At 61.8% G+C, this 20,802-nt stretch carries 15 protein-coding genes and 2 tRNA genes; 9 read left to right on the top strand and 8 right to left on the bottom strand.

Translation table 11 applies throughout. The features are described 5' to 3' along the window. Positions 1–54: 54 nt before the first annotated feature. Positions 55–1,002, bottom strand: coding sequence for a hypothetical protein (locus G7048_RS15260; protein ID WP_166068955.1), 948 nt, complete (start codon positions 1,000–1,002; stop codon positions 55–57). Positions 1,003–1,468: 466 nt separating this feature from the next. Between G7048_RS15260 and G7048_RS15255 the strand changes: the two genes are divergently transcribed. After that, positions 1,469–3,610 carry a TonB-dependent receptor domain-containing protein gene (locus G7048_RS15255; RefSeq protein WP_166068954.1) on the top strand — a complete coding sequence of 714 codons (2,142 nt, stop codon included), beginning with the start codon at positions 1,469–1,471 and terminating at the stop codon, positions 3,608–3,610. A 78-nt stretch (positions 3,611–3,688) separates the two neighbouring features. Here G7048_RS15255 and G7048_RS15250 read toward each other — a convergent pair whose 3' ends face one another. The 3 genes from G7048_RS15250 to G7048_RS15240 all read right to left on the bottom strand — a co-directional run bounded on the left by G7048_RS15250 (position 3,689) and on the right by G7048_RS15240 (position 7,705). Beyond that, a complete protein-coding gene (locus G7048_RS15250) occupies positions 3,689–5,446 on the bottom strand; it encodes a dipeptidase (protein ID WP_166068953.1) in 1,758 nt (585 codons plus the stop codon). Between the two features lie 121 nt (positions 5,447–5,567). Beyond that, positions 5,568–6,662 carry a redox-regulated ATPase YchF gene (ychF, locus tag G7048_RS15245; RefSeq protein WP_166068952.1) on the bottom strand — a complete coding sequence of 365 codons (1,095 nt, stop codon included), beginning with the start codon at positions 6,660–6,662 and terminating at the stop codon, positions 5,568–5,570. 161 nt (positions 6,663–6,823) lie between these two features. Then, entirely contained in the window at positions 6,824–7,705 is an 882-nt protein-coding gene (locus G7048_RS15240; protein WP_166068951.1) for an MOSC domain-containing protein, read from the bottom strand. 109 nt (positions 7,706–7,814) lie between these two features. Between G7048_RS15240 and G7048_RS15235 the strand changes: the two genes are divergently transcribed. The 4 genes from G7048_RS15235 (at position 7,815) to G7048_RS15220 (ending at position 12,655) form a co-directional block, all read left to right on the top strand. Further along, positions 7,815–8,963: an FAD-dependent monooxygenase gene (locus G7048_RS15235; protein ID WP_166068949.1), complete on the top strand. Its 1,149-nt coding sequence runs from the start codon at positions 7,815–7,817 to the stop codon at positions 8,961–8,963. A gap of 84 nt (positions 8,964–9,047) precedes the next feature. Continuing rightward, entirely contained in the window at positions 9,048–9,764 is a 717-nt protein-coding gene (locus G7048_RS15230; protein WP_166068948.1) for a DsbC family protein, read from the top strand. Between the two features lie 149 nt (positions 9,765–9,913). Further along, entirely contained in the window at positions 9,914–11,758 is a 1,845-nt protein-coding gene (locus tag G7048_RS15225; RefSeq protein ID WP_166068947.1) for a M61 family metallopeptidase, read from the top strand. A gap of 117 nt (positions 11,759–11,875) precedes the next feature. Continuing rightward, positions 11,876–12,655, top strand: coding sequence for an enoyl-CoA hydratase (locus G7048_RS15220; RefSeq protein WP_166068946.1), 780 nt, complete (start codon positions 11,876–11,878; stop codon positions 12,653–12,655). Positions 12,656–13,180: 525 nt separating this feature from the next. Here G7048_RS15220 and G7048_RS15215 read toward each other — a convergent pair. Beyond that, positions 13,181–14,371 (bottom strand): ABC transporter substrate-binding protein, encoded by a 1,191-nt coding sequence (locus tag G7048_RS15215; RefSeq protein WP_240932992.1) that lies wholly within the window; start codon positions 14,369–14,371, stop codon positions 13,181–13,183. Positions 14,372–14,596: 225 nt separating this feature from the next. Between G7048_RS15215 and G7048_RS15210 the strand changes: the two genes are divergently transcribed. Next, positions 14,597–14,673: transfer RNA gene (locus G7048_RS15210), tRNA-Met, on the top strand. Positions 14,674–14,723: 50 nt separating this feature from the next. Beyond that, positions 14,724–14,800 (top strand) — tRNA-Met (locus G7048_RS15205). A gap of 100 nt (positions 14,801–14,900) precedes the next feature. On the opposite strand, the gene G7048_RS15200 is transcribed toward G7048_RS15205, so the two are convergent. Continuing rightward, complete coding sequence (locus G7048_RS15200; RefSeq protein ID WP_166068945.1) at positions 14,901–15,650, bottom strand: metallophosphoesterase; 750 nt, start codon at positions 15,648–15,650, stop codon at positions 14,901–14,903. A gap of 231 nt (positions 15,651–15,881) precedes the next feature. On the opposite strand from G7048_RS15200, the gene G7048_RS15195 reads away from it, so the two are divergent. Further along, positions 15,882–16,262, top strand: coding sequence for a hypothetical protein (locus tag G7048_RS15195; RefSeq protein WP_240932991.1), 381 nt, complete (start codon positions 15,882–15,884; stop codon positions 16,260–16,262). 195 nt (positions 16,263–16,457) lie between these two features. Beyond that, positions 16,458–17,798 carry a tRNA (N6-isopentenyl adenosine(37)-C2)-methylthiotransferase MiaB gene (gene miaB / locus G7048_RS15190; protein WP_166068943.1) on the top strand — a complete coding sequence of 447 codons (1,341 nt, stop codon included), beginning with the start codon at positions 16,458–16,460 and terminating at the stop codon, positions 17,796–17,798. Positions 17,799–17,817: 19 nt separating this feature from the next. Here the strand turns inward: miaB and G7048_RS15185 are convergent, their stop codons facing one another. Then, on the bottom strand, positions 17,818–19,110 hold the full coding sequence (locus G7048_RS15185) for an amino acid deaminase (RefSeq protein ID WP_166068942.1): 1,293 nt from the start codon (positions 19,108–19,110) through the stop codon (positions 17,818–17,820). A gap of 219 nt (positions 19,111–19,329) precedes the next feature. Next, the gene (gene ffh / locus G7048_RS15180) at positions 19,330–20,721 is read right to left on the bottom strand and encodes a signal recognition particle protein (RefSeq protein WP_166068941.1); all 1,392 of its coding nucleotides are present in this window, start codon (positions 20,719–20,721) and stop codon (positions 19,330–19,332) included. Between the last annotated feature and the right edge of the window lie 81 nt (positions 20,722–20,802).

Here is a 20,802-nt window from a genome sequence, read left to right as displayed (position 1 = left end):
CCGAGCCACTGCATTGCGTTCAATGCATCGAAACGCCGCTGAACCAGCTGTCGATCAACCGCGCGCCAGCGGCAATTTGTTGCCCGACATGGCCCGCTCGAGAATCACATTCCGGCGGAACCTGAACAGCTTGGCGGGCCGCCCCGCCGTGCCTGCAGCGATCTGCCCGGTTTCTTCGACCAGCGCCTGCTGCTCGATCTGCCGACGGAAATTCTGCTTGTGCAGGCCGCGCCCCGCCAAGGCTTCGACAGTCTGCTGCAACTGCAGCAGCGAAAATTCGGGCGGCATCAGCTCGAACACCACGGGTCGGTATTTGATCTTCGCGCGCAGGCGCGCCATGCCGGTGGCGAGAATGCGGCGGTGGTCGTGGCCCATGCTCGCACCAGGCAACATGTCGTCGCGCGCGGAAGGGGAATGGATGCCGTAGCGCTGCGACTCATCCACCAGACCGGCTTCGAACAGCAGCTCGTAGCGCTGCAGCACCAGCTCTTCATTCCACTCGTTGTCGTCCAGCCCGAACATCACCGCCACGCGCTGCGTGCGCTGCTTCTTGAGCGCAGCATCGCCCGCGCTGCGCGCCCATTCGCGCAGGCGCGGCAGGATCAGTTTGCTGACGATCACAGGCTCGCCTTCGCGACCGTCTTCCCATGGGAAAAAGCGATACCAGTCATGCCAGCCGGGCTGCGCAGCGCCTTCATCATCCACCTCGCGCGTGAGCCCCAGATAGCTGATGGAAATGGCGCGCATGCCCAAGGCGTCGGAGCGGTCGCGGTCGGGAAAGGTATAGAGCTGCTCGACATAACCCAGCGGATGATGCGTCTGGCTTTCCACCCATTCGCGCAGACTCGCTTGCAGCGATCTATGCCCTGCCGTGAACGGCCCCGCAGGCAAGGTGCGCCCGTCTTGCGTGGTGAGAATGCGCGGCTGCCCGCCGGTGACGGCGACCAGCACGGCCACCAGATCGGCCTGCACAAAGTGATGAGGGTCTGTCGTTTTGTTCAAGGAGTGGAATGGGTTCGCACCGGCGTGATTGCCAGGGGCTCGGAAAATTATCACATGCCTGTCGTGTCGATAGAGGGACAAGCCATGCGCGCCGCCAATCTCCGGCAGCAGGCAGGGAATGTGAACATATAGATACAGATAGCACCGCAAGCAGTGCGGCATTGCACGCCATCCGCGTGCATTTCGAGCGCTCATTGCGCAGCAACCAATCACCCAGATTGACGAGTCACTTTCGCCCATTCAAGCGGCTTGCAAGGCGATTCGGCAGGCGCGTGCACCATGCGCACTAGTTCACTGCACTGGATTCTGTCAACGTTTCATCTCAAAAATCATCGAATACAAATCATTCTTATTGTCGATACACTGCGTATCCATCTAGTCCGCATCCTCATCGCATAACCAACATCTTTCAGAGCGCTCGACAGGACTGCACCGTTTCTTTGTCCATCTCTCTGGAGTGTTTTCGATGTCCTCTCGCGCATCGCGTGGCGCTTGCTCGTCCCGCCCACGCCCTCTTCCCCTGACGCTCGCGCTGGCTGCAGTCTGCGCCGCCAGCGCCGCATCCGCACAGACTCCGCCCGCCACACTGAGCGAAGTCGTGGTCTCGGCCACGGGCTTCGAGCAGGAACTCAAGCAGGCACCCGCCAGCATCACGGTGATCAAGCGCGAGGAGCTGGAATCCAAGCGCTCGACCAGCCTGGCCGAAGCCCTCGCCGATGTGGAAGGCGTGGACGTGGGCGACACCGCAGGCAAGACCGGCGGCATGAACATCAGCATTCGCGGCATGCCCAGCGACTACACGCTGGTGCTCGTCGATGGCCGTCGCCAGAACGCAGCAGGCAACGTCACGCCCAACGGCTTTGGCGAAACCTCCACCAGTTTTCTGCCGCCCGTCTCCGCCATCGAACGCATCGAAGTCATCCGCGGTCCGATGTCCACGCTGTATGGCTCGGACGCCATGGGCGGCGTCATCAACATCATCACGCGCAAGGTCGGCAACGAATGGACCGGCTCGGCCAGCGTGAACGGCACACTGCAAGGCGACAGCGACCGCGGTGACAACTACGGCGCGAACGTCTACCTGAGCGGCCCGATCAAGAAAGACATGCTCGGCCTGACCGTGCGCGCCAGCACCTTCCACCGCGAAGCATCGGCGCTGGAACCCACGGGCGATGCCGGCACCGCCATCATCAGCACACGTGGTCCAAGCCCGGTGAAATCGGACATCCACACGCTCGGCACGCGCCTCACGCTGCTGCCCTCCAAGGGCCATGAGCTGTACCTTGATCTGGACACCTCGCGCCAGACCTACGACAACCGCAAGGGCCAGCTCGGCACTCTGGGCGTGCAAGGCTACATGCCGGAGATGCGCTTCAACCGCGACCAGGCCGTGCTCGCCTACAACGCGCAGCTCGGCGGTGGCCGACTCGAAACCGCCATCACCCGCAACGAAACCGAAACGCTGGGCCGCACCATTCCCAACGGCACGCCCGGCAAGCAACCCGGCAGCGCGCGCCATCTCGATGCGACCAACACCATCTACGACGCCAAGTACATCACCGCCATCGGCAACAGCCACCTCGCATCGGTGGGCGCGCAGTTCTGGGATGCCAAGATGATCGACGGCGTCGCGCCCGCGCCCTACACGCACAAGCAATGGGCACTGTTCGGCGAGGACGAATGGCAGATCCTGCCCAGCACCACGCTGACACTCGGCGCGCGCTACGACCACCACAACCGCTTCGGCGGCAACTTCAGCCCGCGCGCCTATGCGGTCTGGAACGCCACCGAGCAATGGATCGTCAAAGGCGGCGTGAGCAAGGGCTTCAAGACGCCGCGTCTGGACCAACTCGCCAACGGCATCACCGGCTTCACCGGCCAGGGCACGCGCCCGACCATCGGCACCCCCACGCTCAAGCCCGAGACCAGCACCTCGTTCGAGCTCGGCACCAACTACGACAACCAACGCGGCTCCACCTTCGGCGGCACGCTGTTCCTCAACAAGTTCAAGGACAAGATCGCCGATGGCCCGGGGCTGCTCAACTGCAGTTGGTCCGCGCAACCCAACCGCCCCGGCTGCGTGGACTACGGCAACTGGCCCTCGGTGGACACCTACGGCCAGACCGTCAACGTGGACCGCGCCGAAACCAAAGGCTTCGAGCTGAGCGGCCGCTTCCCGATCACCACCGCCATCAGCGCATCGACCAACTACACGTTCACGCGCAGCGTGCAAAAAAGCGGCGCCAGCGCAGGCAACCCGCTCTACAACACGCCCAAGCACATGCTCAACGCCAAGCTCGACTGGAAGGTCTCGCCGCAGCTCAGCACCTGGGCCCGCGCCGAATACCGCAGTGACCGTCATCGCGACGATGCCGTGGCCCGCGCCGCCGTCGGCGACTACCGCGCCTACACGCAGTTCCACATCGGCGGCAGCTACCGCGTGAACAAGCAGGTCAGCATCAACGCAGCCATCTACAACCTGTTCGACAAGGACTTCCTGCGCTACGCAAGCTACAACAACGCGACCGGAACCAAGACCTATACCAACCTGTACAACAACATGCAGGAAGGCCGCAGGCTCTGGATTTCGGCCAGCGTCGAGTTCTGAAGGCTCGGCATCACATAACGCAAACGGCCCGCGCAGTGCTTGCCGCGCGGGCCGTTTCTCGTCAGATCAAATCAACGCTCACTGCATCTGCTGCAGATTGCCGATGCGCACCAGCATCTCGGTGAACATCTGCATGTCGTTGCGCAGATCGGGCAGCTCCTGATACTCCAGCGCGTTGTGCGCCGTGTATTTCTTGCCCGGCATCGCAGGACCGAAGTTGATCGCGTTCGGCATCAGCTTGGCCGTGGTGCTGCCTGCGGTCGGCACGGGCTTGGCTTCAAGACCGGTGGTATCGCCAAAGATATTCAGCAAGGTCGAGAGCCACGCGCCCTTGGGATCGCGCGCCATCCAGTTGCCCTGCGTGTAGTCGATCTTCACCGGCACGTTGGCAGAAGCGCTCCAACCCGCAATGCCCTTTTCCACCTCGGTCTTCAACTGCTCGGGCGACTTGCCACGCGGCATGCGCGCATTCGCCGTGACTTCCAGCTGGCCGTTCGCGGGCTTGATGAAGTTGGGCGAGATGGTCAGCGGCCCCATGAAATCATCCGCATACGCCAGCTTGAGCGCATTGCCGAAGTAGTCGAGACCGAACACGCTGTTCACATATCGCGCAGCCTCGGTGTACTGATTGGTCGGCACCAGCGGCTTCGCATCGCCCTGCGCAAACAGCGTCTGCTGCAGGAACAAGGTCAGGCGCGGAACGGGATTCACCCCCTCTTCAGGACGCGAACCGTGGGCCGATGCGCCCGTCACCTTGATGTCGATTCTGTTGGCGGAAGGCGTGATGTCGATGCTGAACTTGCCGCTTGATTGATGCGCCGCCACAAAGCCATCCTTCGCGCTCTGCAGCTTCTGCGCGACTGCCGCGAGCGCTGCCGCATCACCGGCTTCGATGCTCGCCGTCGCAGTCTGCGCAATCGCGTTGGACGAGGCCGCCCCGTTCATTGCCGTGATCGCCGGTTGCTGCGCATCGGTCTTCACCTCCGCAAAGAACGCCTTGATCGCGCCCGTGCCCTTTTCCGCCACCACCGCTGGGTACTTGCTGTCGAGCACGATGTTGTACTCGGGCAGCTTGGTCTTCTCGCGGTAATACTTCATCGCGTCGCCACCGGTTTCTTCGGTGGTCTCGATCATCAGGCGAATACCGCGCTGCAAGGGCAGTTTCGATTCCTTCACCGCCTGCATCGCATACAGCACCGTCGCGATTGAACCCTTGTCGTCGATCGTTCCGCGACCATAGAGCTTGTCGCCCACGCGCGTGACCTTGAACGGATCGATCTGCTTGCCATCGATCACCCATTCCGCAGGCACCACCGGCACCACATCGGAGTGCGTGAGAATGCCGAACTCCTCGCCCGACGAACCCGGCAGCGTCACCTCGAAAATCCGGTTGTCCACGTTGCGATACTGCAGCCCGAAGTCCTTGGCCATCTGCTCGACCAGTTGCCCGAACTCGATGATCGCCTTGTTCTCATGCGGCGCAATCTTGGCATCGCGCACCGTCGGCAACGCCACCATCTTCTCGATGCTCGCGAGAATCTTGCCCTCCTGCGTCAGCCGCGTGTACAGCCCCAGCAGTCGCGCGATGTTGGTCAGATCATCCCCCTGCAACGCCTTGCCATCCGTGTAGTTCTTGACCGCACTCGCCACACTCGCGTCCTGCTTGGCCGCGTTCTGCAGAAACTGCGCAAAGCTCTTCGGCGCTTGCGCGGACTGCGCAGCAATGGCGTCGAGCGCAGGCTTTTTCAGGGTATCCGCATGCGCCAAGGTCATCAGCGATGCAAGTCCCCAAGTGATGCTCAGTGCGATGGCAGAGCGTCGAATTTGCGGCTTCATGTTGGGAAGTCTCCACATTTTGAAAACCGCCAGAATAGCCGTTTTGCCCCTGTCCGCACAAAACAAAACGCCAGCACAAACCCTTGCGGGCCTGTGCTGGCGTCGATGAGCGCGAACCTGTTTACACGTTGAACAGGAAGTTCATCACATCGCCATCCTTGACGATGTATTCCTTGCCTTCGGCGCGCATCTTGCCCGCGTCCTTCGCGCCTTGCTCACCCTTGAACTGGATGAAGTCGTCGAACGCGATGGTCTGTGCACGGATGAAGCCTCGCTCGAAGTCGCCGTGGATCACGCCAGCGGCCTGGGGTGCGGTGTCGCCCACGTGGATGGTCCAGGCGCGCACTTCCTTCACGCCGGCGGTGAAGTAGGTCTGCAGACCCAGCAGGCTGAAGCCCGCGCGGATCAGGCGGTTCAGGCCGGGTTCTTCCAAGCCCATTTCCTGCAGGAACATGTCGCGGTCGTCGTCGCCCATTTCGGACATCTCGGCTTCGATCTTGGCGCAGATGGCGACCACTGGTGCGCCCTGCGCGTCGGCATAGGCCTTGAGCTGGTCGAGCAGCGGGTTGTTCTCGAAACCGTCTTCACTCACGTTGCCGACGAACATCGCTGGCTTGGCAGTGATCAGGCAGAACGACTTGAGCAGCGGCGCATCTTCCTTGCTCACCGGCACGGAGCGGGCGGGCTTGCCTTGGTCGAGGGCGGCCTGGATCGGCGTGAGCAGCGACACCAGCTTGGCGGCTTCCTTGTCGTTGCCCGACTTGGCAGCCTTGCTGTAGCGGTTGATCGCCTTCTCGACGGTGGCCAGATCGGCCAGGCACAGTTCGGTCTGGATGACTTCGATGTCGGCGATCGGGTCAACCTTGTTGGCCACGTGGATCACGTTCGGATCTTCGAAGCAACGCACGACGTTGACGATGGCATCGGTTTCGCGGATGTGCGCGAGGAACTGGTTGCCCAGACCTTCGCCCTTGGACGCGCCAGCCACGAGACCAGCGATGTCCACGAATTCGACGATGGCGGGAACGACGCGCTCGGGCTCGACGATGGCAGACAGATCCTTCAGGCGCGGATCAGGCACTTCCACGACGCCGGTGTTGGGCTCGATCGTGCAGAAGGGATAATTTTCGGCGGCAATGCCGGCCTTCGTGAGGGCGTTGAAGAGTGTGGACTTGCCGACATTGGGCAAACCCACGATGCCGCATTTGAGGCTCATGGCAGGGCTTTCTGGTAATTCCGGGAATCGGGTGGGCCGAATGAAATGAGATTCGAGATTCGGCAGGACAAACCCGCCATTTTACCGGCTTGTGATGAATGACCTCCAAGTGCGGGTAACTGCAGTCGTTCGGCTGCGCCCCCCGAGTCCTCGGCGCAAGCTCAGTCGAAGCTCAGATTTCCGCCAATCGCCTGCCCGACCTTGAGCACCAGTCCCTCGCCTGCCAGCGTGATCGCGTTCATGCCGAAGGTGAGCGCGCCGTCCATGCGCGGGTCGGCGCGGTACTGGCGCAGCATGCCGTTGACCTGCGTGCCGACGGCGGCGTTGTCCGGGTTCACGTCGGGCATGGGGCAGCGGGAGCAGGGTTTGGCCATTTTCAGCTCCACGACTTCGCCGCCCGCGTCGATGAAGAGCGAGTCGATGCGGTCTTCGTCGTGCGATTCGATGCCGTCCAGAACGATGTTGGGGCGGAAACGGCGCACGTCCACGTTGTCCTCACCCGCTTGGCTCAGGCGCTGGTTCAGCTCGTCGATGGAGCCGGTGCTGGTGACCAACATCGGGAATCCGTCCGCGAACTGGGTGATGGCTTCGACGTCGCCGGTCCAGTCGGGATCGACGATGCGGCGGTAGTCGGGGTTGAAGCGCACGAGGCGGCTGGGCACTTCGAGGTATTGGCTGAACCAGCGTGCGGCTTCGTCGCCCATGTCGAGGGCGGAGACGGTGTCGCTCCAGACGCGGGCGCGGGTTGCGTTGCCTGACGCGCTTGGCACGGCGGTGGACAGGCGCAACTCGGGCATGCCGGGCGCGGTCAGCACGAGCGCATCGCCATCGAATGCGGGCTGGATCAGCACCATGCGCGGCAGTTCGCGCTGGGTGCGCAGCGCGCCGTCCATGTCAGTCACCATCCAGTGGCGGTCCCATTGCAGGCCGCTCGCGGTGAGCAGCGCCTGCTGCACGGCGATGCCCGCGCAGGACTTGATGGGGTGGATGAACAGGCTGTGAATGCGGCCTGCCAGATCGTATTGATCAGACTCGAAACTCATGGAATTCAACTCCGCTGGCGTGATGCTGGGTATGCCGGTCGGCGCACCCGCGAGACGGGGATTCTGCACTCTCGGGCCAGCGAGCTGCCGCGCCTCCTACAATTCCCGTATGGCGCAATCTTTTGACGTATGTATCCGCGGTGCCGGCATTGTGGGCCGCACCTTGGCGTTGCTGTTGGCTCGGGAGCGGCTTTCGGTCGCTCTGGTCGATTCGGCGGGCTCGCACGCGCCCTCGCATTCCGACGTGCGGGCGTATGCCATGAATGTGGCGACGCGCGAGATTCTCGAATCGGTGCGCAGTTGGCCCGACCCGGAACACGCCACCGCCGTGCTGCAGATGCAGGTGCATGGCGATCAGGGCGGCTCGGTCACGTTCGACGCGAACAGCCAGCAGGCAGAGGCCATGGCGTGGATCGTGGATGTGCCTGCGCTGGAGCGCCGTCTGGCGGACGCCACGCGTTTTCAGCCGCTGGTGGATGTCGTGCGCGAGCCGGTTCAGGCGCCGCTCACGGTGGTGTGCGAAGGCCGGGCGAGCAAGAGCCGCGCGGAGTTCGGCGTGGAGTTCAACGTGACGCCCTACGGCCAGACGGCGATCGCCACGCGCCTGTCCTGCGAACGCGGACACAGCCAGATCGCGCGCCAGTGGTTCACTGCGGACGGCAGCATCCTGGCGTTTTTGCCGCTTGAAGGCGAACAAGGGAACTCCGTGGCGGTTGTCTGGTCTATCCCGCAGGAACAGGTTCAGCAATGGCTGGCCTGCGACGACGCAGCTTTCGTGCAAAAACTACAGGAAATCAGCGAAAGCAGCCTTGGCGCGCTCACGCTGATCGCGCCACGTGCATCGTGGCCGCTGCAGCAGGCACAAGCCAAACGCTGGTGCGGAACCATGCCGGGAACAACGAATCAATGGTGGACTCTGGCGGGCGACGCGGCGCACACGGTGCATCCGCTGGCCGGCCAAGGCCTGAACATCGGCATTGGCGACGTGTCGGCGCTGGCGCGCATTCTTGGCGAGCGCCAGAGCTGGCGCAGCGTGGGCGATGTGAAGCTGCTTCGGCAATACGAGCGCGAACGCAAGTCCGCGCTGCTGCCGCTGGGCGCGACGATGGACGCGCTGCAACAATTGTTTGCGCGCAAGGAATCCCCCTTGCAGGCGCTGCGCAACTGGGGCATGAGAGGATTCGAGATGAGCGGCCCGATCAAGGAATGGGTCGCCCGTCAGGCCATGGGGCTGCAGCCGCCGTCAGGCAAGCGCTGATGAAGCCCGTTGGCTGCGATGCGTTGAATTGGATGATGAACCTTTGAGTGGATGAGAAAAGTGAACACAGTGAGAAAGAACACCATGAAACTAGTCACTACCTTGCTGGCAGGCGCCGCATTCGCCATGGGCACGAGCGCTTTTGCACAGGAGGCGGTCATCCGCAAGGCGCTGACCGAGCGCATTCCTCAACTGCAGAACATCGAGGAAATCTCGGCCACGCCGATGAAGGGTCTGTACGAAGTGCGCATGGGCACCGACGTGTTCTACACCGACGCGGCGGGCAACTACCTCATTCAGGGCGAACTCATCGACACCAAGGCGCGCCGCAACCTGACGGAAGACCGCATCAACAAGCTCACCGCCGTCAGCTTCGATGCGCTGCCGCTGGCCGACGCCTTCACCATCGTGCGCGGCAATGGCAAGCGCAAGATCGCCGTGTTCGAAGATCCGAACTGCGGTTACTGCAAGCGCTTTGAAAAGGACCTGCAGAACGTGGACAACATCACGGTCTACATGTTCCTCTACCCCATCCTGAGCCCCGATTCGGCCGAGAAAAGCCGCAACATCTGGTGCGCCAAGGACCGCGTGAAGGAATGGGAAGACCACATGCTGCGCGAGAAGGTCACGCCTGCCGCAAGCTGCGACACCGCGGCCATCCAACGCAATCTGGCGCTGGGCCGCAAGCACAAGATCACCGGCACGCCGACCATCATCTTCCAGGACGGCACGCGCGTGCCGGGCGCGATCAGCGCACAGGAAGTGGAAAAGCGCCTCGCGACCGTCATTTCCTCCAAGTGAGGATGACAGGCACGGCCACAAAGCGTGCCTGACCCACACCACCAGCAAAGGCCGGGCGCGAACAGCCCCGGCCTTTTCCTTTTCAGGGTCCGTCCGCATATAGTTGTTGCACCAACGCAGTCCTCACGCGAACCCACAAGAAAGACAAGATGACCTCATCCCTTGCCACCGCCACGCCCGCCGTCTTCTACCGCGTGGAGCCCACCGACCCGCACACTCATCTGTTCAACGTGACGATGGTCGTTACCCGGCCCGCCGAAGATCAGGAACTGGCGCTGCCCGTGTGGATTCCCGGCAGCTACCTGGTGCGCGAGTTCTCCAAGAATCTGCAGCAGCTCGCGGCGCAGCAGAACGGCAAGCCCATCGCACTGCAACAACTCGACAAGCACCGCTGGATCGCCCAGTGCGCCAAAAACAAGCCGCTCACGCTGACCTATCAAGTCGCCGCCTACGACCACTCGGTTCGCACCGCGTGGCTCGATGCTTCGCGCGGTTTCTTCAACGGCACCAGCGTCTGCCTGCGCGCCGTCGGTCTGGAAGACAAGCCGCACGGCATCGACATCGCGCCGCCCACGCGCATCAAGGGCTGGCAAGCCGCCACGTCGCTCACACCTGTCAATGTGAACCGCGCAGGCTTTGGCACCTATATCGCCACCAACTACGATGAACTCGTGGACTGCCCGGTCAAACTCGGCAAGTTCTGGAGCGCCAAGTTCACCGCCTGCGGCGTGCCGCATCGTATCGTGGTCGCGGGCGCTGCGGCCTCGTTCGACGGCGAGCGTCTGTTGGCGGACACCAAGCGCATCTGCGAGACGGAAATCCGCTTCTGGCACGGCGACAACGGCAAGGCCGTGCACTCGCACTACCTGTTCATGCTCAACGTGGTCGATGACGGCTACGGCGGCCTCGAACACAAGACCAGCACCGCGCTGATCTGCGGCCGCCGCGACCTGCCGCGCATCGGCGAAAAGGCCGCGCCCGAAGGCTACAACACGCTGCTCGGCCTGATCAGCCACGAGTATTTCCACACCTGGAACGTCAAGCGCATGCGTCCCGCCGAGTTCGCGCGCTACGACTACAACCAGGAAAATTACACTGAGCTGCTGTGGTTCTTCGAAGGCTTCACCAGCTACTACGACGACCTGCTTCTGCGCCGTGCGGGCCTGATCGACCACGCCACCTATCTGCGCCTGATCACCAAGACCATCAACCAGGTGCAGCAGACGCCGGGCCGTCAGGTGCAGTCCGTGGCCGAAGCCAGCTTCGACGCCTGGGTGAAGTACTACCGCCAGGACGAGAACACGCCCAACTCCACGGTGAGCTACTACACCAAGGGCTCGCTGGTCGCGCTGTGTCTTGACCTCGCATTGCGCCAACATGGCAAGACAACGTTGGACGACGTGATGCGCGGGCTGTGGCAACGCACCAAGGGCGGCCCGATGTCGCAGGACGACGTGCTCGCCGTGCTGCAAAAGCTCTCGGGCAAGGACTGGTCTGCCGAGCTGCAACGCTGGGTGCACAGCACGGAAGAATTGCCGCTCAAGGAACTGCTCGCCAGCCACGGCATCGAGCTGCAGGCCGACACCACCGCCACCGCGCAGCGCCTTGGTCTGCGCGTGCAGGAAAGCGGCTCTGGCGTGAACGTCAAGGTCGTGCTGAGCGGCGGGCTGGCCGAACAGGCGGGCTTCATGTCCGGCGACGAATGGCTGGGCATCGAACTGGCCGATGGCGAAGCCTGGCGCATGGGCAAGCTCGACGATCTGGCGCTCTACGCAGGCGCATCCGCCAAGCGCGTGACGGCCATCGTCTCGCGCGACCGCCGGTTGCTCAAGCTGCCGCTGCAACTTCCATTGCAAAAGTCCGGTGCAGCCAGCAACAACGACGCACCCGACACCGTGCGCCTGAACGTCGGCAACGCCGATCTCGCCAAGCACTGGCTGCGCGAAGATCAACCAACGCAACCTCCACAGCGGCAAGCCAAGCCCAAAGTCTGACACCTAGTTCACACTTTCCGCCATTTGCGGCGGGCCTTGAAACAGGCCCGCTTGCCGCTTCGGTATAGTCTTTGGTTTCCCCTCCCGCCTCAAGACTAGATTTTTGGAGATAAGACCGTGGCCTACGAAACGATTGAAGTCCGCACCGAAGCAGAAAAGGTCGGCATCATCACGCTGAACCGTCCCAAGGCGCTGAACGCGCTGAACGATCAGCTCATGAACGAACTGGGCGATGCTCTGCGCGCCTTCGACGCGGACGAAAAAATCGGCTGCATCATCCTGACCGGCAGCGAAAAAGCCTTCGCCGCAGGCGCGGACATCGGTGCCATGGCCAAGTACAGCTTTGCCGACGCGTACAAGGGCGACTACATCACCCGCAACTGGGAACAGATCCGCAACATCCGCAAGCCCGTGATCGCCGCAGTGGCCGGTTACGCCCTGGGCGGCGGCTGCGAACTCGCGATGATGTGCGACTTCATCATCGCCGCCGACAACGCCAAGTTCGGCCAACCCGAAATCAAGCTGGGCGTGATCCCAGGCGCCGGCGGCACACAACGCCTGCCCCGTGCAGTCGGCAAGGCCAAGGCGATGGACATGGCCCTCACCGGCCGCATGATGGACGCCACCGAAGCCGAACGCTCGGGCCTCGTGAGCCGCGTTGTCGCACTCGACAAGCTCATGGAAGAAACCCTGGGTGCCGCCCTGATCATCAGCGGCTTCTCGCAAATCGCCGTCATGGCCGCCAAGGAAACCGTGAACCGCGCCTTCGAAGGCACGCTGTCCGACGGCCTGATGTTCGAACGCCGCCTGTTCCACGCGCTGTTTGCCACGGAAGATCAGAAAGAAGGCATGGATGCCTTTGTGAACAAGCGCGCAGCAGTGTTCAAGAATCTCTGATCACTGATCAGAGAGAGAAACACCACTCCAAGGTGAGCGTCACAGCAGCGATGTTGTGGCGCTTTTTCTTTGGGGTTGTACGAAGCCTTGTTCGGCTTCGATTGGTCATTCGTTTTGAGGCGCCAATACAGCCCCTCATGCGTCGTTGTGGAAGCCTTGCCGTATCGGCATACTGTCTGCGGCTTCACGCCTAGCCTGAGGGGCTGTCTTGGCGTTGTGGTGACAGTACGAATGCCCGCTTCGCTTCGCAAGCTCGCTCCAGCAAGCGGGAACCAAGACCAATCAATACAAAGTCAAAGTCGGCACGCTACTTTCGCACCGCATCTCGCGCAGTCGCGAGATGCAGCACGAGCGAAGCAAAGTGCCGAATCACACCTCTTCCAGACTGATTTCCGGCGGTTGTCCGAGCAGAGTGACGAAGGAACGCAGCGAGTTCTGCCGGAGGTATTCAAAGCGATTTTTGGTGACTTTTTGGCGCAAGCAAAAAGTTACTGCCCCGCCGGGGGCAGTCCCGGCCAGCAACCCTCAACTCTTGAGCCGCCCTTCCTCGTCCACAGAAACGATATCGGTATAGGTATTCCCCTCCCGATTACCCTTCCCGTAACGCATGCGCATGCCGCCCAGATCGAAGTCAGTCATGCTCTCCAGCCCGGCGATCAGGCTGTCACGATCCGCCTTGGGACCAGCGCGGCGCAGACCTTCGGCGAGCACGCGTGCATCCACATAGCCTTCCATGCTGACCAGCGATTTGCCGTCAAAGCCCGAGGCCAGCATGTCGCGCTGGTAGGCGCGCACCAGCTCGAACTTCTGCGCACTGGGCGACGGCACGATCACCGAAAAGATCGGCTTGTCGGCGCTCTTGGCCACCTGTGCGATGTTGGCCGCGCTGCCGCCCACCGACAATCCCAGACAAATGGCCGAGCCACCTGCCGCGCGATACGCCTTGTGCAGCGCGGGCATGGTGCCGGCCAGACTCATGATCAGCACCTGCGCCTGCATGCCCGCCAGTTGCTTGGCGGCAGCCTCGACTTCCAGACTCGCCGTGCTGGGCGTGCTGGCCACGCCGACCGCCTCGATCCCCCGGCTGGCGAGCGATGCGCGGAACGAAGTCAGAACGGCCTGACCGAACGGATCATTCGGATAGGCGAGCGCAAAACGCTTGAGCCCCAGCGAATCCGCCAGACGCACCAGACGCTCGACCTCCAGGTCGTAATTCGTGCGCACCCAGAACACATTGCTCGCGCCGCTCTTGTGCAGCGCCGTGGTGCCAGTGTTCGGGCCGATGATCGGCAGGTTCTTGACCGCCTTCATGATCTCGGCCGTCTGCCGCGTGCCTTGCGGATGCACGAGCGCCAGAACGCTGGCGTCGCTTGCGAACTTGAGCGCGTTGTCGCGTGCCTTCTCAGGATTGAACTGGTCGTCCGCCGTCACGACCTCGATCTGCCGTCCGTGAATGCCGCCCGCCTTGTTCACCGCGTTGAAATACGCCATCGCGCCCTGATTCAGGCTTTGTCCGATGCCTTTTTCCACGCCGCTGTTGTCAAACGTGGCACCAATGCGCAGCGGCTGCGTCTGGCTGCGCGCCACGATCCATGGCACACCACACAGTGCCACACCCGTCGCCGCCAGAACCGCGCGACGCTTCAGGCGCGCACCACCTTCACTACCAGATCCTTCTGTACCCGTGGGCTCCGCCCTCCCCGACATCTGAGTCATCTCGCTACTCCTTAATTCTCACAAATTTTGTTAATTACATTTAAATCAGCCGAAATCAAACAGTACTGCCAGCAACTTGCTTGCTTCCTTATTTGTTTCTGCTAGTTAACATTGTAAATAAATACAATGACATTGTGAAAAAGAAGACTCTACCAAGATGCTCCACAAAGAAGTGCTCGATGAACTCCTCAACCACCAAAATCCTGGGCTATAATCTTGGTCTCTGGTCGTATAGCTCAGTTGGTTAGAGCGCAGCATTCATAATGCTGATGTCGAAGGTTCAAGTCCCTCTACGACCACCAGATAGACAAAGCCCGCATCGCCTCACGGCAGTGCGGGCTTCGTGACTCAGGGTCGTATAGCTCAGTTGGTTAGAGCGCAGCATTCATAATGCTGATGTCGAAGGTTCAAGTCCCTCTACGACCACCAAAGCAAAAAAGCCGTTGCGCGCAAGCTCAACGGCTTTTTTCATGATCGCGCGGCAATGGTGGCTGCAAACTCGGAAGAATCGGACCGTCTGCGATCGGATCTAGATGGTTGCTTCGGCCTCGACTGCCACCGCGCGCGCCACGATGGGCTCCAGCGTGTGCAGGTCCAGCAGCGTGAAATGCCCCGGAGCGCGACGCCAGCCGCCGGTGTCGATGAAAATCACATTGCCCAGCGTCTCGACCTCGTCGAGCGTGGTGTGTCCATGGATCAGCGCCCGCACATTGGCGACGGGCTGGTCGCAGCGGCGCGCATAGCGGTCGCGCGACCAGAGGCAGCAGTCGATGGCCGAGTCGGTAAGGTGAAAGCTGCGGATGTCGTTCCAGTCCTCGAACGGGTAGCCCGCATGCACCAGCCCCACGGGGCCTTCGCGCGTTTCGACTTCCATGGCGATGGGCAAGGCGCTCAGCCGGTCCGCGATGGCGTTGAGCTCGGACTCGCTCATGCCCAGCATCCAGTCGCCGCCGTGCTTCATGTGGTCGACATCGGGCATGGGATTGCCGCTGGCGGTGCGGCAGACGAGTTGCTCGTGATTGCCGCAGATCGCGTGAAACCACGGTTTGTCCAGCCATTCGAGCACGCGGTGCGATTCGGGACCACGGTCGACCAGATCGCCCACGGAAAACAGCCGGTCGCGGATGGGATTGAAGTTGATGGCGCGCAGCGCGCCCTGCAGCGCCGAGAAGCAGCCATGGATATCGCCGACCGCGATGTCGCGCCCGATCCGGTTCAGCGGAAAGCGCACCAACTGACTTGATGAGGCGGGCAGATCGGTGAACGCGAAATCAGACATGGTCGAACTGTACATTGAGTAACACTCGAAGTGCCATTGTTTCGTGCAAACCAACTTCGTCAATATTGGCAATAACTGTTTCCTGAGAGTGCTCAAGCGTCCCCGACCCTGACAGAACGCGGCGAATTGGAGACAAACTGGACGGTTTTGGACTGGCAAAGGGCGGCTCCCCCGGTCTCCAGAGACCTCACAGCTAAAATCGCCTCTCTCTTCAGCCTCTGGATGTACACCATGAACCGCTGTAACAAGCCCCACTTCTTTCTTGCCGCCTCGCTGTGCGCCGTGCTGACTTTCAGCGCCGCACCGGTTTCCATTGCTCTGGCACAGGGGGTGGAAAACGCTCTGGCCCGCAATTTCCCCCCCAGCTCCAAGCGCGGTGACCTGATCGTCACCAGCACGGTCGAGGGCAAGGTCAATGGTGATGCGTACCGACTCGCGCCAGGCCTGCGCCTATTCAACAAGCAGAACCAACTGGTGTTCGCGCACTCTGTGGTCGGCCAGAAGCTCGATGTGCGCTACGTGATCGAGCCCAGCACCGGCATGCTGCACACCGCTTGGGTGCTGACTCAGGCCGAACTGGCCAAGGAACCCAAGCGCGGCTGGTTCAACTGAACCCGCGTTTTTGTGCAGTACCTGCCGAAGCCCTTTGCGGCGCAGCTCGGCTCGTCATTGCGCACTTTGACTGATTGATTTCCCCCAGCGCTGGTCGCTGCGCATGCCGCTCCCATTGTCGCCTTTGCGCAGCAATTCCCGCACGCGACGGCAGCGCCAGCCATCGCCCCACACACAAGAATTCGAGATCCCACCATGTCCAAAAAAGTTTTTATCAAGACCTTCGGCTGCCAGATGAACGAGTACGACTCGGACAAGATGGCCGACGTGCTCGGCGCAGCCCAGGGTTACGAGCCCACCCAGAACATGGATGAGGCCGATCTGATCCTGTTCAACACCTGCTCGGTGCGTGAAAAAGCGCAGGAGAAAGTGTTCAGCGATCTGGGCCGCGTGAAGCATCTCAAGGACAAGGGCGTGCTGATCGGCGTGGGCGGCTGCGTGGCCAGCCAGGAAGGCGAAGAAATCATCAAGCGTGCACCGTACGTGGACGTGGTGTTCGGTCCGCAAACGCTGCACCGCTTGCCCGAGTTGCTGAACGCACGCGCGCAGAAATCCAAGCCGCAGGTCGATATTTCCTTCCCCGAAATCGAGAAGTTCGACCACCTGCCCCCCGCCCGCGTGGACGGCGCCACGGCCTTCGTGTCGATCATGGAAGGCTGCTCCAAGTACTGCAGCTACTGCGTCGTGCCCTACACGCGCGGCGAGGAAGTGAGCCGTCCGTTTGAAGACGTGCTGGTGGAAGTGGCGGGTCTGGCCGATCAGGGCGTCAAGGAAATCAACCTGCTCGGCCAGAACGTGAATGCGTATCTGGGCAAGATAGGCGACACCAGCGAAATCGCCGACTTCGCGCTGCTGCTCGAATATGTGTCGGACATTCCCGGCATCGAGCGCATCCGCTACACGACCAGCCACCCGAATGAATTCACGCCGCGTCTGATCGAGGCCTATGCCAAGCTGCCCAAGCTGGTGAACCACCTGCACCTGCCCGTGCAGCACGGCAGTGACAAGATTCTGATGGCGATGAAGCGCGGCTACACGGCCATGGAATACAAGAGCACCGTGCGCAAGCTGCGCGCGATCCGCCCCGACCTCGCGATGAGCAGCGACTTCATCGTCGGCTTCCCCGGCGAGACCGAGGAAGACTTCCAGAAGATGATGAAGCTGATCCACGACGTGCGCTTCGACAACTCGTTCAGCTTCATCTTCAGTCCCCGCCCCGGCACGCCCGCCGCCAATCTGCACGACGACACGCCGCACGAAGTGAAGCTGCGCCGTCTGCAGGAGCTGCAGGCCGTCATCAACAACAACATCAAAGAGATCAGCGAAGAGCGCGTGGGCACCGTGCAGCGCCTGCTGGTGGAAGGCATTTCCAAGCGCGACGGCAGCGAGCTGATGGGCCGCACCGAATGCAACCGCGTGGTGAACTTCCCCGGCAACGAACGCCTGCTCGGTCAGCTGATCGACGTGCGCATCACCGAAGCCAAGACCTACACACTGCGCGGCGAAGTGGTCACCACCGAAACGGCGATGGCCTGATTCGGATTCACAAACCGGCTCAGAAGCGCGTATGGATGGCGCCGCTCACGCGGCCGTCGTCCTCGACGATGGGCATCCAGCGCCACTTGTCGAAGGTGGTGCATGGGTGCGAAATACCCAGCTCGATGCGGTCACCCACCTTGGGCGCAGAGGTCTGATCCGCCGCATCGAAATGCAGATAGGCGTGCTGATCGTTGAGCGCCGAAATACGCCATGACGCAGGCACGGCCTGCGCGCTTCTCTGGCCGCGCGCTGCGATGCGTACCGGAGTTGGCAACTCCAGGTCGTAGGAAATATCGCGCTTGCCGCAGGTGAGCAGCGCGAGTCCCGGCTCGGGCACGGATTCGACCATCGCCCAGACGCTCAGCGCCGGTTGCAGCGACGTGCTCAGCCCTTCACGCGCTTCCACATTCTTCAGATAGCGCATGTAGCCCAGTTGGTCGTGTGTGATGTAGCAGCCCGAGCGCAACACGCCCCGCACCGGACGCGACAGTTCGTGATAACGCAGCAGCGGCAGAACCAGATCGAACACCGCCGAACCACCCGCAGTGATCAGGATGTGGTCTTCCTCATCGGCCCACAGCCTGCGTTCGTCGATCGAGCGCGCTGCCTCGACCACACGGCGCACCAGCGCGGTCACCTCATTCACATCGTGTTCGCTGTCGCAGTTCGCGGCATTGCCTTCGTAGCATTCGATGCCGCACAGCCGCACCACGCGCGAGTGCGAAATCGCCTCGGCCACGTTGAGCGCTTGCGCCAACGTGCGGCAACCCGTTCGCTTGCCGGGAATGCCCATTTCGAGCAACACGTCAAACACCCGCGAACTACTCCGCCGCTGCGCCCAATCCTCGATCAACGCCAGTTGCTCGCATGAATCCACCAGAAACCAGATGCGCAAACCTTCCGTCTGAGCGAGCAAAAAATCGAGCGCATCCAGATCCGCATCGCAGACGACCTGATTCGCGATGATGATGCGCCGCGCTCCCGTCGCCACCCCCACGCTCGCCTGATACGCCGTGGCGAACGTGATGCCCCAGGCACCAGCCACCATCTGCGCCGCAAACAGCTCCGGCGACATCGTGGTCTTGCCATGCGGCGCTAGCAGCACACCCTTGCGCTCGACGTAATCCTGCATCCACGCGATGTTGTGCTCCAGCGCAGTCCGCTTGAGCGCAGCAATCGGAAACGGCAGATCATCCGCAAGAATGTTCCAGCCCCGCGCACCGATTTCACCAGACGTGCAAGGCAAAGCATTCAGCGGAAAGCCCTTGAATTCAGGCCCCAGCAAAAGTTCGGGAGAAATGCTTTTCATGACCAACCCACCAAAACAAAAGCGCGAAGGTATTCAGTGAAGGTATTCAAACAGCGCCCCAGCGAAGTGAGTGCGATGATCGAACTCACACCCCAATGCCAAGATGGCCCTTCAGGCTAGGCGTCGAAGCCGCAGACAGTACAAGCGTACGGCAAGGCTTCGCAACGACGCATGAAGGGCCATATTGGCACCTCCATACGAATAACGAAAAAACAAAAATCAGAAAGGCAGCTTGGGCATGCCGCCGCCACCCATCATGTTCTTCATGCCTTTCATGCCACCCATGCGCTTCATCATCTTCATGAGGCCGCCGCCCTTCATCTTCTTCATCATGGTCTGCATCTGCTCGAACTCCTTGAGCAGGCGGTTCACTTCCTGAACCTGCACACCAGCGCCATCCGCAATGCGCTTCTTGCGCGTGGCCTTGATGAGCGCGGGATGCTTGCGCTCCTTCATGGTCATCGAGCAGATGATGCCTTCCTTGCGGCGCACTTCGCGCTCGGCCTTGTCCATGTCGACCTGACCGGCCTTGCCAGCAAGTTCGGACGGCAGCTTGTCCATCAGCGTGGAGAGACCGCCCATCTGCTTCATCTGCTGCAGTTGCGCGAGAAAATCGTTCAGATCGAAGCCGTCACCGCTCTTGACCTTTTCGGCCAGCTTCTGCGCGGCTTCCATGTCCACGCCCTTGGTGACCTGCTCGACCAGCGCGACGATGTCGCCCATGCCCAGCACGCGCTGCGCGTGGCGGCTGGCGTCGAAGACTTCGAGGCCATCGATTTTTTCCGACACACCGGCGAACTTGATCGGAGCACCCGTGATCTGCCGCACCGACAGCGCCGCACCGCCGCGCGAGTCACCGTCCAACTTGGTGAGCACGATGCCGGTCAGCGGCAGCGCTTCCTTGAACGCCTTGGCGGTGTTGATCGCATCCTGACCCTGCATGGCATCGACCACGAACAGGGTTTCGACGGGCTTCAAAATGCCGTGCAGGTCCTTGATTTCCTGCATCAGCAGTTCATCAATCGCCAGACGACCGGCCGTGTCGACCAGCAGCACGTCGAAGTAATGCTTCTTGGCGTAGTCCAGGGCAGCCAACGCGATATCACGCGGCTTCTGATCGGGCGACGACGGGAACCACTCGGCACCGGCCTGCGCCGTGACGGTCTTGAGCTGTTCGATGGCGGCTGGGCGGTACACGTCACCCGAGACCGTCAGCACTTTCTTCTTGCGCTTTTCGATCAGGTGCTTGGCCAGCTTGGCCGTGGTGGTGGTTTTACCGGCACCCTGCAGACCCGCCATCAGGATGACGGCGGGCGGCTGGGCGTTCAGGTTGATGTCGGCAATGCCCTCGCCCATGGTGGCGGCGAGTTCGGCATTGACGATGCCGACCAGCGCCTGGCCGGGCTTGAGGCTGCCCAGAACTTCCTGGCCGAGCGCCTTTTCCTTGACGCGAGCGACGAAGTCGCGCACCACGGGCAGTGCCACGTCGGCTTCGAGCAGCGCCATGCGCACTTCGCGCAGCATGTCCTGCACATTGGATTCGGAGATACGGGCCTGGCCACGCATCTCCTTGACGAGTCGTGATAATTTATCGGTGAGCGCGGAAGCCATGCGGATGCTCCATGGGCAGCATTCAGGCCAAATCGGCAAGGGATGCTGCAATGTTTGGCCCGACGAACGCGGGCGAAAGGC

This window comes from Diaphorobacter sp. HDW4B (assembly GCF_011305535.1).
Taxonomy (GTDB): Bacteria; Pseudomonadota; Gammaproteobacteria; order Burkholderiales; family Burkholderiaceae_C; genus Diaphorobacter_A.
The sequence above is the reverse complement of the archived record's forward strand: the minus strand, read 5'-3'. Positions and strand labels throughout refer to the sequence as shown.